The organism is Solwaraspora sp. WMMA2101, assembly GCF_049179175.1.
In the GTDB taxonomy this organism is placed as follows: Bacteria; Actinomycetota; Actinomycetes; order Mycobacteriales; family Micromonosporaceae; genus Micromonospora_E.
Genome location: NZ_JBMHMA010000006.1, coordinates 5,825,352 through 5,840,280, shown reverse-complemented (window position 1 = coordinate 5,840,280; position 14,929 = coordinate 5,825,352). Strand labels below are relative to the sequence as shown.

The following is a 14,929-nucleotide window of genomic DNA, read 5'->3' as shown; positions in this document are numbered from 1 at the left end:
ACACGGCGGCCGGCGTGTCGCCGACGGCGAGCGCGACACCACCGACGGTACGTGCGGACCGCCGGGCCCGGGCACGCCTTTCGCGGGGGTACGTTAACGCCCGTCCCGGCGCTTCGGCGCACGGGGCGTCGCCGACCCGCCGGAGCTGCCGGAACGCGCCTGGCGATCGGCCTGCCCCGGCGGGCGCGGCGCGACCCCGGGCTGGCGTGACTGGCCGGGCTGGCGTGACTGGCCGGGCGCGACGCCGGTCATCCGGGGCTTCGCCGGGTGCCGGCGACGCGGCAACGGCGGCAACGGGGCCCAGAGCAGGCGGACCCAGCGCGCCGGTGGGCGGGCGTTGAGCGCCCGCGCGGCGTCCGGCTCGGCCCGGGCGAACGACGCCAGCATGCCGATCGCGGCCAGGGTCACCACCAGTGCGCTGCCACCCGCCGAGATGAACGGCAGCGGGATGCCGGTGATCGGCAGCAACCCGACCACTCCCCCGATGTTGATCACCGCCTGGCTGATCAGCCAGCTGGCCGCAGCGGCCGCAGCGAGCCGGCGGAACGCGTCGTCGACCCGCCTGGCGATGCGCAGCGCGGTGTACGCCAGGACCGCGAACAGGGCCAGCACCACGACGCAGCCGACCACACCGAGCTCCTCGGCGACGATGGCGAAGATGAAGTCGTCCTCGGCCTGCGGCAGGTAGCCCCACTTCAACCGGCTGGACCCGAGCCCTTCACCGAACCAGCCGCCGTTGGCGATGGCGTACCGGGCCTGTAGCGCCTGGTAGCAGTCGTCGACGCACTGGTCCGGCGGGGTGAAGAACGACGTGAGCCGGGCAAGCCGGTAGTTGTCCGCGTCCTGGGCACCGGAGCCGGCACCCTGCCAGGCGGCGGCGATCAGCAGGCCGATGCCGGCCAGGCCGACCGCGCCCAGCGTGGCGAAGATCCGCAGCGGGACGCCGGCGGCCCAGAGCAGCCCGACGACCAGCGCCAGGATGCAGAGCATAGTGCCCAGGTCGTTGTAGCCGACCAGGAGGAACAGCAGGCCGACGGCGGGAAACAACGGGATCGCCAGTTGCCGCCACTGGCCCAGGTCGGCACCCTTACGGGCGATCACGTCGGCACCCCACAGCACCAGCCCGAGCTTGGCCAGCTCGGAGGGCTGCAGCTGGAACGAGCCGAAGTAGAGCCAGAGCAGGTGGGCACGGACCGGGCCGATCTGGGCCTGCGGCCAGCCGGCGAGCGAGGCGAGCAGCAGCATCCCGTTGAGCACCAGCAGCAACGCGACGGAGGCGCCGAGGATGACGATGCCCAGTGCCCGGAACGTACGTCCGGGCAGTCGCTGACACAGCCAGAAGGCGACCAGACCGATCACCGCGAAGGTCGCCTGGCGGCTCAGGACGCTGAACGCGCTGCCGTCGTCGATGTAGGCCTTGATGCTGGTCGCGGAGAAGACCATGGTCAGGCCGATCATCAGCAGCAGACCGCTGCTGAAAATCAGCAGATAGTACGAGGCGAGCGGTCGGGCCAGCATCCCCCGCAGGGCGGCCAACCCACCGCCGAGGTCCCACCCTCCGCCGCCGGTCGGCGACGACACGGGCTGCCCGGACGGGGCCGACGGCCGCTGGCCCGCCCCGGTCCGGGTCGACGAGCCCTGGCCCGGACCGGTCGCCCCGGTCCGGGGTGTCGCGGTCGCCGTGGTCCCGGCAGCAGGCTGGTCCGGATCGCCGCTCATCCGGACCGCCCCTTCGTCCCGCGCATCGGTCCATCATCGGCGGTGCCGCCGGTGCCGGCACGGCATCACGGCCGACCCCGGCGTGTCGTGACGATCAGATCGTCACCGGTGACCGTCGGTCAGCGGCGGCCGGCACCCGCCGGGCGGTCCGGTCGGCCCGTCACGGCGAGTCAGCCCATCACGGCGAGGAACTCGCTGTAGAACAGGCCCAGCCCGATCGCCACCCCGATCCCGGCGATGATCCAGAACCGGACGACGATGTTGACCTCGCTCCACCCCGCGAGCTCGAAGTGGTGCTGCAGCGGCGACATCCGGAACACCCGCTTGCCGGTGGTCCGGAACGAAATGATCTGGATCACCACCGACATCGTGATGATCACGAACAACCCGCCGATGATCAGCAGCAGCAGCATGGTCCGGGTGGCCATCGCCATCCCGGCGATCAGCCCGCCCAGGCCGAGCGCTCCGGTGTCGCCCATGAAGATGCGCGCCGGTGAGGTGTTCCACCACAGGAAGCCGACACAGGCACCGGCGGCGGCCCCGGCGATCAGCGCGATCTCCAGCGGGTCGCGCACCTGGTAGCAGTACTCGGCCGTGTAGTTGGGGTCGGCACACCAGTGTCGGTACTGCCAGAACGCGATCAGCGCGTACGCGCCGAGGACCATCACCGACGCTCCGGTGGCCAGCCCGTCGAGCCCGTCGGTCAGGTTCACCCCGTTGGTCGTCGCCATCACCACGAAGATGAAGATGACCACCGACACGGCCTTGCCGACGTCGAGGGCGTCGATGTCCCTGATGAACGAGATGGTGGTGCTGCCGACCGTCTCGGTGTTGGTCGCGTCGCCGGTGGAGTCCACCATCGTGCTCGGGAAGTAGAGCGCGATGATGCCGAAGACCGCGCCGACCAGGATCTGGCCGAGCAGCTTGCCACGCTTGTTCAACCCGGCGCTGTTGCGCTTGCGGACCTTGAGGAAGTCGTCGATGAAACCGACCGCGCCGGAGAAGACCAGCAGGCCGAGCAGGACCAACGCGGTGATGGTCGGCCCGATCTGGGCGATCTGCTGCTCCGGCAGGGTGGTCAGGGCCAGGTGCCCGGCAACGTAGGCGATCACCGTGGCGACGATGAAGACCACACCGCCCATCGTCGGCGTGCCCTTCTTGCCCTGGTGCATGGCCGGGCCCTCGGCCCGGATCGGTTGGCCGGCCTTGAGCCGGGTGAACACCTTGATCGCCACCGGCGTACCGAACAGTGACACCAGGAACGCCACGGCCGCCGCGACGATGACAGCCCTCACGCCGTCGCCTCCCCGGCACCGTCGCGCAGCGCGTCGGCGACCTCCCAGGTGCGGTAGCGCGAGCCTTTCACCAGAACCACGTCGCCGCCGGCCAGTTCCTGCCCGAGCAGGTCGATCGCTGCCTGTTGATCGGTGACCAGCACCGACTCCCCTTCCCACGTCTGCACCGACGCCGCTCCCTGTCGGATCGGCGCGGCCTGCTCACCCACCACCACCAGCCGGTGCACGCCGAGCTCGGCGGCGAGCCGCCCGACCTCGGCATGACCGGACTGCTCGTACTCGCCCAACTCGGCGAGGTAGCCGAGGACCGCGAAGGTCCGCCGCCCCTGGCCGAGGTCCGCCAACGCGCGCAACGCCGCCGCGGTGGAAGCCGGATTGGCATTGTAGGAATCGTCGATCACGGTCACGCCGTCCGGTCGGTCGAACACGTCCATCCGGCGGGTCGACACCAGCCGCAGCCCGCCGATCGCGGCGGCGAGCTCGGCCGGCCCGGTCATCCCGAGCTCGATCGCGACGGCCGCCGCCAACAGGCTGTTGCCGACCTGGTGACGGCCGCTGACGGCGAGCCGCACCGATGCCGTACCGCCCGGGGTGACCAGCTGGTACGTGGCCCGACCCCGGTCGTCGACGGTGACCTGCTCGGCACGGACCGTCGCCGCCGCATCCTCGCCGGCCAGCACCACCCGGGCACCGGTCCGGGCGGCCATGCCCGCCACCCGGGGATCGTCGGCGTTGAGCACCGCCACGCCGTCCGCCGGCAGCGCCTCGACCAGCTCACCCTTTGCCGTGGCGATCGCGTCGACGGAGCCGAACTCGCCGATGTGCGCGACCCCGACGTTGATCACGACTCCGATCCGGGGTCGGGCGATCTCGCAGAGGTGGCGGATGTGCCCGACTCCCCGGGCACCCATCTCCAGCACCAGGAAGCGGGTCTGCGCGTCGGCCCGCAACACCGTGTACGGGTGCCCGAGTTCGTTGTTGAACGACCCGGCGGGTGCCACCGTCGGCCCCAGTGCCGTGGCGAGCTGGGCGATCAGGTCCTTGGTGGTGGTCTTGCCGGAGGACCCGGTGATGCCGATCACGGTCAGCTGCGGCAGCCGGTCCAGCACGGCCCGGGCCAGCGCCGCCATGGCGACGAGCGGATCGTCGACCAGCACCATCGGCACCGGCCGGGTCACCACGGAGCCACCGCCCGACGCCGCGACGTCGGTCGACGCCGCGTCGTCGGTCGGGCCGTCGACGGCCACGTCGACCGGGCGGGTGCCGAGCACGGCGACCGCACCGGCGGCGATCGCGGTCGCCGCGAAGTCGTGCCCGTCGACCCGTTCCCCGGCGAAGGCGACGAACAGCCCACCGGGACCGATCTTGCGGGAGTCGAACTCCACCCCACCGGTGACGCGGACCGCCGGGTCGGCCGCGTGCAACCGCCCGCCGACCGCTGCGGCCACCTCGGCCAGCGTCATCGGGATCACGGCTGACCCACCAGCGCGCCGAAGCGGGCGGTCAGCGCCGCCGAGAGCTCCACCCGGTCGTCGAACGGCAGGATCTGGCCGTCGATCTCCTGGCCCTGCTCGTGCCCCTTGCCCAGCAGGGCTATCACGTCGGCCGGCGCGGCCAGTCGGACCGCCTCGTCGATCGCGGCACGCCGGCCGGCGACCTCCACCACCTCGGCACCGACGGCCTCGTCCGCCCCTCGGCGCAGCTGCGCCCGGATCACCGCCGGGTCCTCGGTACGGGGATTGTCATCGGTGACGATCACCAGGTCGGCACCGCGTGCGGCGGCCTGCCCCATCGTCGGACGCTTGCCCCGGTCCCGGTCACCGCCGGCGCCGATGACACAGATCAACCGGCCACGCCGGGACTGGCTCAGCCCGCGCAGCGCGGCCAGCACGGCCACGATCGCGTCGGGTTTGTGGGCGTAGTCCACCACGCCGAGCACCGGGCCGGGCGCGTCGACCTGCTCCAGACGACCCGGAACGCCGGGGCAGGCGGCGACCCCGGCGGCGGCGGTCACCGGGTCGACGCCCAGCGCGACCAGGGTGGCGATGGCCAGCAGGGCGTTCGCCACGTTGTGCCGCCCGGGCAGGCCCACCCCGGCCTCGATCGACACCCCGTGCGGACCGAGGGCGATGAAGTGCTGCCGGTAGCCGTCGTCGCTGATCGCGGCGGCCCGCCAGGTCGCGGCGGCGTCCCCGGCGGCCGAGTAGGTGACCGTGTGCGGGCGGCGCAGCGGCGTCAACGCCGGGTCGTCGTGGTTGAGCACCTCGACCGCGCAGCGGCCGTCGAACAGCCGGGCCTTCGCCGCGAAGTAGTCGGCGGCGTCGGCGTGGAAGTCCAGATGGTCCGAGCCGAAGTTGGTGTAGCCGCCGACGGCGAACCGCACCCCGCCGACCCGGTCCAGCGCCAGCGCGTGGCTGGACACCTCCATCACCACGCTGGCCACGTCCCGTTCTGCGGCCACCGCCAGCATCGCGTGCAGGTCGGTCGCCTCCGGCGTGGTCCGGGCACTGGCGACCACCAGGTCGCCGAGCCGGGTCTCCACGGTGCCGATGAGGCCGGTGCGCTGGCCAGCGGCCCGCAGCCCCGCCTCCACCAGGTACGCGGTGCTGGTCTTGCCGGCGGTCCCGGTCAACCCGATCATCGCCAGACGCTGGCTGGGCGCGCCGTAGACCGTCGCGGCGACCGGCCCCAGGACGGCCCGGGGGTCGGCCACCACCAGGGCTGGCACCGTGGCGGCAGCCGCCGCCGCGGCACCGGCCGGATCGGTGAGCACGGCGAGGGCCCCGCGCGCGACGGCGTCGGCGACGAACTCGGCGCCGTGCCGCCGGGCTCCCGGCAGCGCCGCGTACAGGTCGCCGGGGCGGACCTCGCCGCTGGCGTGGGTGATTCCGCTGATCAGCGGGTTGTCGCCGACCGGTGGCGGCACTGCCACCGAGGCGGCGAGTTCCGCGAGCGGAACCGGACGATTGGTGCGGGGTCGTGGATTGCCGGGCACGGCGCTAGACCCTACCCGGTCCACGGGCGCAGACCGCGCAGCGGCTTACCGGTCGCACCGCATCGCGCGTCGTTTCGCCCGTACGGATGAGTTCCGGTGCAGGTCGTCACGGGTGCACCACGAACTCCGGTGGCGCCGTGCCGCTGGGCGGCACCCGGTAGTGCAGCAGGGTGAAGCGCATCATGTCGCGAAACGCCGGTGCCGGGATCTCCCCGCCGCCACCGCCGGGTACGTGCGCCACCACGGCGATGACGTACCGGGGGTCGTCGGCCGGGGCCATGCCGATGAACGAGGCCACCTCGCCCGGCTGCACCCGGCCTTCGGCGATCAGCCGGCCGGTGCCGGTCTTGCCGGCCACCCGGTAGCCGGAGACCGCCGCGGCGGTGCCGGTGGCACCGGGGATGGTGGTGACGCCCTCCATGATCGTGCGGAGCGCGGCGGCATTGTCCGCGCTGAGCACCCGTCGGGTGGTCGGCGGCGCGGCCGGCGTGCGCTCGCCGTCGTCGTCGACGATCTCCCGGATGATCCGTGGCTGGACGTAGACGCCGTCGTTGGCGATGGTGGCGTAGGCCGCCGCCATCTGCAGCGGCGTGGCGTCCACCGAGTGCCCGAGCGGCACCGACCCGTACGACGACGCGCTCCACTCGTCGATCGGCAGCACCCGGCCACCCGCCTCGCCGGGCAACCCGACGCCGGTCGGGCTGCCCAGCCCGAACGCCTCCTGGTAGGCGTACAGCCGCTCCGGACCGAGCAGATCGGCGATCTTGATCGTCCCGACGTTCGACGAGTAGGCCAACATCCCGGCCAGGCTGGTCTGCACGCCGGCCTCGATCGGTCGGGTGTCCCGGAAGGTGGTGTCGCCCTTGCGGATCGTCGGGCCGAGGTCGAAGGTGGTCTCCGGCTCGATCAGGCCCTCCTCCAGGGCCGCGCCGAAGACCAGCGCCTTGTGCACCGAACCCGGCTCGACGGTGAAGGTGGTCGCGATGTCCTGCCGGTCGGCCGGGTCGCTGGACCAGGCGTCGGCCGCGTTGTACGTGGGGTGGCTGGCCTGGGCCAGCACCTCACCGGTGTGCGCGTCGAGCACCACGGCGGCACCCACCCCGTCGACGTACGCCGACATCGCGGAGCTGAGCATGCGCTGCACCTCGAACTGCAGGTCCCGGTCGATGGTGAGCACCAGGGAACTGCCCGGCTGCGGCTCGGTCTCCTGCCGGTAGCCGCCCGGGATCTCGGCCAGCCGCAGTTCCCGGTTGCCCTGTTCGGCGACGCGCTGGCCGTTCACGCCGCGCAGCACCTCGTCGTAGCGTGCCTCGAGGCCTTCCAGTCCGTTCATGTCCGTGCCGACGAAGCCGATCAGGTTGGCGGCCAGGTCGTTGCCCGGCACCTCGCGCCGCTCGTCGTAGTCGACACCGATGCCGTCCAGCTCAAGTGCCAGCACGGCCTCGGCCACCTCGACGTCGACGCCCCGCGCGAGGAACTCGAAGCGCGACTCCTGCCCGTCCGGACGGGTCTGCGGCACCAGCCGCTCCAGCAGCGTCGACCTGGGGATCCCGAGCAACGGGGAGAGCGCCTCGGCGGCCGCCGGTGGATCCTCGACCAGACCCGGATCGGAGTAGACGAGCCGGGCGGCGACGCTGTGCACGAGGACCGCGCCGGTGCGGTCGTAGATGCTGCCGCGTGGCGCCGGCACCACCACCGGGGCGCCGATGCGGTCCCGTACGCCGCCGTCGGCGTAGGCCGGCGCGTCGACTACCTGGAGCACGACCAGCCGGATCCCGATCACCGCGAACATGGTGAGGGTCAGGAAGGTGCCCAGCCGCAGCCGCCGACGCGGGTCGGCGAGCCGGGGCAGGCTCCGGCGACGACGAGCGGGGCCGTCCCGGCGGGCCGCGCCGGCCCGGGAGGCGGTCGCGGTGACGCGCCGCTGGGCGCCGGGCCGGGGCGCGGCGCCACCGGCCCGGCGGGCAGCACCCGCGCCGGTCCGCCGGGTGGTGTCGCCCGACCCGGTGCGCCGACCGGCGGCCGGCTCCGCCCGGCGACCGGCCGGCTCGCCGCCACGCGGGGTGCCGCCGGTGGCGCCCGACCGGTTCGGGCCGCCGGTGGTGGTCCGGCCGCCGTCGAGCACCTGCAGCGCCGGCCGGAACGGGTCGCGGCTGCGATCGGCGGCCCGCCCGGTACGTCGCTGTTCGGCCGACTCCCGCACGGTCCGGCCACGGGGGGTGTAGGCACGGGCGTCGGCGATGCCGCCGAGCGCGGTGCCGTCCCGTGGGGTGGCCTCCCGGCCGGTGCCACCGGTCCGGCCGGTGCCGCGCCGGGTGCCACCACCGGTGCCGGTGCCGGTTCCCGGTGTAGCGGAACCGCCGCGCCGGGAACCCTGCGGTTCCCGGCGCGGCGGATCGGCACGGTCAGCCACGCTGGCCTACTCCCCTGCCCCCTGTGGGCTGGTGATCGCCGGCTCACCGGTGGCCGGCTGCGGTACGCCGATCACCCGCCCGTCCGGCAGTCGGATGAACGCCGGCGGACCGGACTCGACCAGGCCGAGCTTGCGGGCCTGGGCCGCCAGGTTGTTCGGTGCCTCGTACTGCGCGATCTCCTTCTTCAGCTGCTGCTCCTGCACGTCCAGGCTGGACTGCTGCTGCTGCAGCGTGCCGATCCGGATCGCGTTCTCGTTGATCTTCGTGTTCACCAGCAGCACGCCGAGCACCCCACCGACGACGACCACCAGGATCATCGCGATGAACGGTGCCCGGGGCACCGCGACCGGTGCCGGCGGCGCCACCCGCAGCTGCGGCGGCCCGGCCGGTGCCGTGGTGTCCCTGACCCGGACCTGGTCCGCGGTCATGGGCTGCTCCTGCAGCGCAGCGCTGCCCTGGGTCGCGTAGCCACCCGTCGAGGTGGTACGCCGCGCCGCGGTCCGGCCCCCCGACCGCGGTGCGCCTGCCCGGGCGCTGCGCTGACCGACCTGCCCCGAGCGGTCGCGCTTGTCTACGTTCATCTCCCCTCCCCCTGTTCTTTCGCGTCGCGACCCCCATCGCGACGTCGCCGCCGGCCGGTTGCTCCGTCCGGTGTGGTCCGCCCGGGCGCCGCCGCGCCGGGCCGGTGGTGCGTGGGTGCCGGGCGGGGCCGTTCGCGGGCGGCCCCGCCCTTGTCCCGGGTGGCGGTGCCCACGTCGGCCACCGCCGTCTGTCCGATGCGCTCCGCCGCTCGTAGCCGCACCGACGCCGCGCGTGGGTTGGCCGCGATCTCCGCCTCGCTGGCCAGCTCGGCGCCCCGGGTCAGCAACCGGAACGTCGGGCCGGTGCCGGGCAGTTCGACCGGCAGCTCCAGCGGTGCGCTGCTGCGTACCCTGCCCGCCAGTGACTGCTTGGTGATCCGGTCCTCCAGAGACTGGTAGGACATGACCACCAGGCGGCCACCGACGTGCAGCGCGTCCAGCGCGGCTGGCAGTGCTCTGCGGAGCACTGCCAGCTCCTCGTTTACCTCGATCCGCAGTGCCTGAAACGTTCTCTTCGCGGGGTTTCCCCCAGTTCTTCGGGTAGCGGCCGGAATGGCGGTCTCCACCAGCTCCGCCAGCCGCGCCGACGAGGTGATCCGCCGCCGGGTCCGTTCCCGCACGATCGCCGAAACGATCCGGCTGGCGAACCGCTCCTCGCCGTACTCGCGCAGCACCCGCACCAGGTCGCCGGGGGGATAGTCGTTGACGATCTCCTCGGCGGTCCGGCCACGGCTCTGGTCCATCCGCATGTCCAGCGCCACGTCCCGGGCGTAGGAAAAACCGCGGTCGGCGGCGTCGAGCTGCAGCGACGACACCCCGAGATCGAACAACACGCTGTCCACCCCGGACAGTTCGAGCTCGTCGAGCACCGTGGGCAGCTCGTCGTAGACCGCGTGGACCAGGTGGACCCGGTCGGCGTAGGCGCCGAGCCGGTCCCGGGCGTGCGCCAGCGCCTCCCGGTCCCGGTCGAGCCCGACCAGGGTCACCGAAGGAAAGGCCGCCAGGACCGCCTCGGCGTGCCCGCCGAGCCCGAGGGTGGCGTCGACGTGTACGGCTGCCCGGTCACCGCGACCGAGCGCGGGAGCGAGCAGCTCGAGACACCGCTCGAGCAGCACCGGTACGTGCGTACCGCGAAGCTCCCCCATGTCGACCCCCAGTGACCCTGCCTGCCGTCTTGTCCGCGCCCGGTTGCCCGTGTCGCCGCCCGTCGTACCGCCAGATCCCCATCCGCTCTACTCCCGCCCACCGGCGAACCGTTGCTGGAAACACGCGCCTGGCGCCGGGGAAGTGGCGCCAGGTGCGGGAGCGGCTGGAGATCTCGCAGTACGTCGGGCGACCGGTGCCGACTGGTGGCTCTCGCGTCAGCCACCGCCGCCGGCCGCCGCCAGCGTGTCGACCATCCGTTGCCCTACAGCCCGCCGGGCAGCACCCCCTCCTCGATGTCCGCGAAGTCGTCCTCGCTCTCGGAGAGGTAGTGCTCCCAGGCCTGCCGATCCCAGATCTCGACGCGGCTGCTGGCACCGATCACCACCAGGTCACGGGCGAGGCCGGCGTACTCGCGCAGATGCGCCGGGATGGTCACCCGGCCCTGCTTGTCCGGCACCTCGTCGTGCGCGCTGGCGAAGAAGACCCGGCTGTACGCCCGGGCCGCCTTGTGCGTCATCGGCTGGGTGCGCAACTGGTCGGCGATCCGCTGGAACTCCGGCATCGGGAACACGTACAGGCAGCGTTCCTGTCCCTTGGTGATCACGACACCTCCCGCCAGCTCGTCCCGGAACTTGGCTGGAAGGATCAACCGGCCCTTGTCGTCCAGGCGCGGAGTATGGGTGCCGAGAAACACGGCCCAACCCCCCTTGCCCTTGTACGGCATTCGCGGTGCCGCATCCCCCGGGGCCGGCGGGCCCTCCCGGCCCCGCCATTGCGCCCCACTCTACTCCACTTCCCTCCACCTGCAACCAGAATCGCGGCCGGAACACGCCCAATTGCTCGACAAAACCGCACGTCAATCGGGGTGGTGCCAGGTGGAGGGCACGGCGACGCGACGCCGGTCCACTTTCCGACAGGGACCGTCGAATTCCCGCCCGGTACGGCGTTGCCGAACGGATTCACCCCCCGGACGGCCAATTCCGCCCACCCGCGCACCCGTTCCGCCCACCCGCGCACCCGGCGGGCGGCGGCGGTGGAGGAAAGTGGAGTGCCGCACGGGCGGGTCCGGACACCGGGCACGCACCACCGCAGGGGCCGCACCGCACCCCGCACGGGCCAACCGCCTGCGTGCGTCGATCGCCGCCGGGTGGGGTCCGGTAACCTCGCTCGCGTGACGGACGCGAAGATGCCTCTGCGGGCGAAGGTGGCAAGTTCGGTGTCGCGCACCGCTGCGGCGTTGTCGCGGGCCGCTGGACGCGGCGACGGTTCGGTGATCGGCGGCTGGCTCGGACTCAAGATCGACCCGGAGCTACTGGCCCACCTGGCCGCCGGTCGGGCGATCGCGCTGGTCTCCGGCACCAACGGCAAGACGACCACCACCCGGCTGGCGGCCGCGGCGGTCGGCGTCCTCGGCCGGGTCGCCACCAACTCGTTCGGTGCCAACATGCCCACCGGCCACACCTCCGCGCTGGCCAAGGCCGGCGTGACGCCGTACGCCGTGCTCGAAGTCGACGAGCACTACCTGGCCCAGGTGCTGGAGGCCACCAACCCCCGGGTGGTCGCCCTGCTCAACCTCTCCCGCGACCAGCTCGACCGGGCCAAGGAGGTGGCGATGATGGCCCAACTGTGGCGGGTGGCGCTGGCCGAGCACCAACACGTCAAGGTCATCGCCAACGCCGACGACCCGATGGTGGTGTGGGCCGCCGCCACCGCCGGTGCCGTCTCCTGGTTCAGTGCCGGCCAACGCTGGCACGACGACTCCTGGGTCTGCCCGGAGTGCGGTTCGGCAATCCAACGCGCCGAGAACCAGTGGTGGTGCAACGGCTGTCCGCTGCGGCGCCCGGATCCCGAGTGGGTGGTCGACGAGGACGGCGTCATCGACCCGACCGGCGCCTGGCACAAGGTGGTGCTGCAACTGCCCGGGCAGGTCAACATCGGCAACGCGGCCACCGCGCTGGCGGTGGCGGCGGAGTTCGGCGTACGGCCGGTGGACGCGGTGACCCGGCTGGCCGCGGTGACCTCGGTCGCCGGCCGGTACGCCCAGGTGGTCCGCAACGGACGTAACATCCGGCTGCTGCTGGCCAAGAACCCGGCCAGCTGGCTGGAGGCGTTCGACATGGCCGAGCAGGCACCGACCCTGTTGTCGATCAACGCCCGGGATCCCGACGGGCTCGACACCTCCTGGTTGTTCGACGTCGACTTCTCGCCGCTGCGCGGCCGGCAGGTGCTCATCACCGGCGACCGGGCGTTCGACCTGGCCGTCCGGCTGGAGATCAACGACGTACCGTTCCTGCACGTGGCGACGCTGAACGCGGCGATCGCCTCGGTCCCGCCGGGGCGGCTGGAGGTCATCGCCAACTACACCGCATTCCAGGACATCCGAGCGGAGCTGGACCGTGTCAACTGAGTCCTTCCCGGCCATCGGCCCGTCGATCGGCGGGCCCAGCGTGCTGCGACTGGTCTGGATCTACCCGGACCTGCTGTCCACCTACGGCGACCGGGGCAACCTGCTGATCCTGGCCAAGCGGGCACAGCAGCGCGGGATCCCGGTCGAGCTGACCGAGATCCGCTCCGACCAGGCGGTGCCGCAGGCCGCCGACATCTACCTGCTGGGCGGCGGCGAGGACGGCCCGCAGGCGCTCGCCGCGCAGCGGCTGCGCGCCGACGGCGGGCTGCACCGGGCGGTCAGCCAGGGTTCGGTGATCTTCGCGGTCTGCGCCGGCTACCAACTGCTGGGGACCTCGTTCTTCGCCAAGGGCACCCGGTGCACCGGGCTGGAACTGCTCGACCTGCACTCCGACCGGGGCCCCAGCCGGGCGGTCGGCGAACTCGCCGGCGACATCGACCCCCGGCTCGGTCTGCCGCCGCTGAGCGGCTTCGAGAACCACGGTGGCCGCACCCACCTGGGCACCGGCGTGTCGCCGCTGGCCCGGGTCACCGCCGGGGTGGGCAACGACGGTGCCAGCGAAGGTGCCTGGCGCGGCAACATTCTGGGCACGTACGCGCACGGCCCGGCGCTGGCCCGCAACCCGGCGCTGGCCGACCTGCTGCTGCGCTGGGCGATCGGTGCCGCCAGTCTGCCGCCGCTCAACGACATGTGGGCCGACCGGCTGCGGGCCGAACGGATGGCCGCGATCCGGGTATGAGGCGACTGCGGCAGGCGCTGCGCGAACCGGCGGTGGCCCGGTTCGCGGCCCTGCTCGCGCTGATCGCCGGCTGCGGACTGCTGGTCCTGCTGATCCCCCGGCCCGACCTGGCGGCCCTGTCCGGCCTGCCGGACCGGCTCGGCATGGCCGCACCGGTGCTGGCCGTGGTCGGCGGCGCGCTGCTGCTGACCGTCCTGGTGCCCCGGACCTTCATCACGCTGACCTGGGGTGCGCTGTTCGGCCCGGTGGCCGGGGCCGGCTACAGCCTGGCCGCGGCGACGCTGGCGGCGCTGATCGGCTTCGGTGTCGGCCGCTGGCTCGGCCGCGAGTACGTCGCCAGCCGCACCTCGGCGGCGCCGGCGGGCGGCCTGGCCGGCCGGACCGGTCGGGTCCGGCTGCGGCTGGCCCAGCTGGACCGGTGGTTCACCACTCAGAGCGTGCTGGGCGTGGTGACGGTCCGGCTGCTGCCGGTCAGCGGCTTCGGGATGGTCAGCCTCGGCTACGGCACCACCGGGGTACGGCTGACCCCGTTCCTGATCGGCAGTGTGCTCGCCTCGACGCCGACCGCCGTCGGCTACGCGGTGCTCGGCGCGGCCGTGGTCGCTCCCGGTGAGGTCAACTGGCTGGCCGCCGCGCCCGCCGGGCTGGGCGCGGCGGCCACCGTCGTCCTGCTGGTGCGGTGGCGCCGCGCGGTCCGCGCCAGTGCCGCCGCCGCCCGCGTCCCCGACCACGACGTCACCGCGCCGGCGTAGCGGGACCGGGCCGGACCCGACGGCGACGTCACCGCGCCGGCGTAGCTGGACCGGGCCGGGACGACGCCGCCACGGCCGCCGCGACGTCGAGTGGATCGGCCGGGTCGCGACCGAGCAGCCGGACGAGATCGTCGCCGCCGGCACCGAGCATCCCGTGTCGCACCGCGCTCGCGATCGACACCAGCATCGGCGGTTGGAACGGCAGCAGACCCGCTGTGTCCGCCAGCCGGGCGCGGTACGCCCCCAGACCGATGGTGCGGTGTCCGACGCCGAGCCGGGCCGCGACCTCATCGGCGGTCACCGGCCGGCCGACCAGGTCATAGCGGCGGCCGGCATGCTCCGACGCGGCGACGGCGACCAGCGCGGCTGCCTCGGCCAGGTCGGCCCGGGCGACAGCGGCCAGGGCCCCGGTGCCGAAGGCCGACTCCAGCCCCTGCGGGCCCCAGGTGAGCAGCGCTCCGAACAGTTCGGCGTACAGCCCGTTGCGCAGTACCGTCCAGCCCAGGCCGCTGGCGGCCAGCAGCTGTTCGGTGACCCGGTGGGCCAGCGCGAAGCCGAGATGGTCGCCCGCCGTGGTCAGGCTGGTGTACACCACCTGGTCGACCCCGTCGCGGACGGCGGCGTCGACGACCGCCCGGTGGCGGGCGATCACCTGGTCGTCCTCGGCGTAGCCGGCGGAGACCAGCACCAGCGTCCGGACGCCGCGCAGATCGAGGTCGGCCGGCCGGTCGAAGTCCAGGTGCCGCAGACCCGGGCGCGGTGACCGGCTGGCACCGGTGACCGGTGCCCCGCTGCGGCCCAGCCGGTCGACGATGGCCGCGCCGAGGTGTCCGGTGGCACCCGTGACAAGGATCATTGAGGACGTCCTCCTGCTCGCCGTA

General features: G+C 73.3%; 12 protein-coding genes. 3 read left to right on the top strand and 9 right to left on the bottom strand.

Annotated elements, in window-relative coordinates:
- Positions 1 to 93: 93 nt before the first annotated feature.
- The 8 genes from ACN28F_RS27600 to mraZ all read right to left on the bottom strand — a co-directional run bounded on the left by ACN28F_RS27600 (position 94) and on the right by mraZ (position 10,844).
- The gene (locus tag ACN28F_RS27600; RefSeq protein ID WP_421361541.1) at positions 94 to 1,536 is read right to left on the bottom strand and encodes an FtsW/RodA/SpoVE family cell cycle protein; all 1,443 of its coding nucleotides are present in this window, start codon (positions 1,534 to 1,536) and stop codon (positions 94 to 96) included.
- A gap of 353 nt (positions 1,537 to 1,889) precedes the next feature.
- Positions 1,890 to 3,014 carry a phospho-N-acetylmuramoyl-pentapeptide-transferase gene (gene mraY / locus ACN28F_RS27595; RefSeq protein WP_289205370.1) on the bottom strand — a complete coding sequence of 375 codons (1,125 nt, stop codon included), beginning with the start codon at positions 3,012 to 3,014 and terminating at the stop codon, positions 1,890 to 1,892.
- A complete protein-coding gene (locus ACN28F_RS27590; protein WP_289205369.1) occupies positions 3,011 to 4,486 on the bottom strand; it encodes a UDP-N-acetylmuramoyl-tripeptide--D-alanyl-D-alanine ligase in 1,476 nt (491 codons plus the stop codon). Before ACN28F_RS27590 ends, mraY begins: the two co-directional genes overlap by 4 nt.
- A complete protein-coding gene (locus tag ACN28F_RS27585; protein ID WP_421360390.1) occupies positions 4,483 to 6,009 on the bottom strand; it encodes a UDP-N-acetylmuramoyl-L-alanyl-D-glutamate--2,6-diaminopimelate ligase in 1,527 nt (508 codons plus the stop codon). The genes ACN28F_RS27590 and ACN28F_RS27585 overlap by 4 nt, the downstream gene beginning before the upstream one ends.
- Positions 6,010 to 6,115: 106 nt before the next feature.
- Positions 6,116 to 8,422: a peptidoglycan D,D-transpeptidase FtsI family protein gene (locus ACN28F_RS27580; RefSeq protein WP_421360388.1), complete on the bottom strand. Its 2,307-nt coding sequence runs from the start codon at positions 8,420 to 8,422 to the stop codon at positions 6,116 to 6,118.
- Positions 8,423 to 8,428: 6 nt separating this feature from the next.
- Positions 8,429 to 9,004 (bottom strand): hypothetical protein, encoded by a 576-nt coding sequence (locus ACN28F_RS27575; RefSeq protein ID WP_289205366.1) that lies wholly within the window; start codon positions 9,002 to 9,004, stop codon positions 8,429 to 8,431.
- Complete coding sequence (gene rsmH, locus ACN28F_RS27570; protein ID WP_421360386.1) at positions 9,001 to 10,149, bottom strand: 16S rRNA (cytosine(1402)-N(4))-methyltransferase RsmH; 1,149 nt, start codon at positions 10,147 to 10,149, stop codon at positions 9,001 to 9,003. The genes ACN28F_RS27575 and rsmH overlap by 4 nt, the downstream gene beginning before the upstream one ends.
- A 263-nt stretch (positions 10,150 to 10,412) precedes the next feature.
- Complete coding sequence (gene mraZ, locus ACN28F_RS27565) at positions 10,413 to 10,844, bottom strand: division/cell wall cluster transcriptional repressor MraZ (RefSeq protein ID WP_289205365.1); 432 nt, start codon at positions 10,842 to 10,844, stop codon at positions 10,413 to 10,415.
- Between the two features lie 492 nt (positions 10,845 to 11,336).
- Between mraZ and ACN28F_RS27560 the strand changes: the two genes are divergently transcribed.
- Genes ACN28F_RS27560 through ACN28F_RS27550 form a run of 3 tightly spaced genes read left to right on the top strand, consistent with a single transcriptional unit; the run spans position 11,337 to position 14,048 of the window.
- Positions 11,337 to 12,557, top strand: coding sequence for a Mur ligase family protein (locus ACN28F_RS27560; protein WP_289210919.1), 1,221 nt, complete (start codon positions 11,337 to 11,339; stop codon positions 12,555 to 12,557).
- A 40-nt stretch (positions 12,558 to 12,597) separates the two neighbouring features.
- Positions 12,598 to 13,296, top strand: coding sequence for a type 1 glutamine amidotransferase (locus tag ACN28F_RS27555; protein WP_421361539.1), 699 nt, complete (start codon positions 12,598 to 12,600; stop codon positions 13,294 to 13,296).
- Positions 13,293 to 14,048 carry a TVP38/TMEM64 family protein gene (locus ACN28F_RS27550; protein WP_289205364.1) on the top strand — a complete coding sequence of 252 codons (756 nt, stop codon included), beginning with the start codon at positions 13,293 to 13,295 and terminating at the stop codon, positions 14,046 to 14,048. The genes ACN28F_RS27555 and ACN28F_RS27550 overlap by 4 nt, the downstream gene beginning before the upstream one ends.
- Before the next feature lie 28 nt (positions 14,049 to 14,076).
- On the opposite strand, the gene ACN28F_RS27545 is transcribed toward ACN28F_RS27550, so the two are convergent.
- Entirely contained in the window at positions 14,077 to 14,904 is an 828-nt protein-coding gene (locus ACN28F_RS27545) for an NAD-dependent epimerase/dehydratase family protein (protein ID WP_421360383.1), read from the bottom strand.
- Positions 14,905 to 14,929 lie beyond the last annotated feature (25 nt).

Coding starts and splice junctions, on each gene's coding strand:
- ACN28F_RS27560 (WP_289210919.1), top strand. CDS start 11,337: ATGCCTCTGCGGGCGAAGGTGGCAAGTTCGGTGTCGCGCACCGCTGCG.
- ACN28F_RS27550 (WP_289205364.1), top strand. CDS start 13,293: ATGAGGCGACTGCGGCAGGCGCTGCGCGAACCGGCGGTGGCCCGGTTC.
- rsmH (WP_421360386.1), bottom strand. CDS start 10,149: ATGGGGGAGCTTCGCGGTACGCACGTACCGGTGCTGCTCGAGCGGTGT.
- ACN28F_RS27545 (WP_421360383.1), bottom strand. CDS start 14,904: ATGATCCTTGTCACGGGTGCCACCGGACACCTCGGCGCGGCCATCGTC.
- ACN28F_RS27575 (WP_289205366.1), bottom strand. CDS start 9,004: ATGAACGTAGACAAGCGCGACCGCTCGGGGCAGGTCGGTCAGCGCAGC.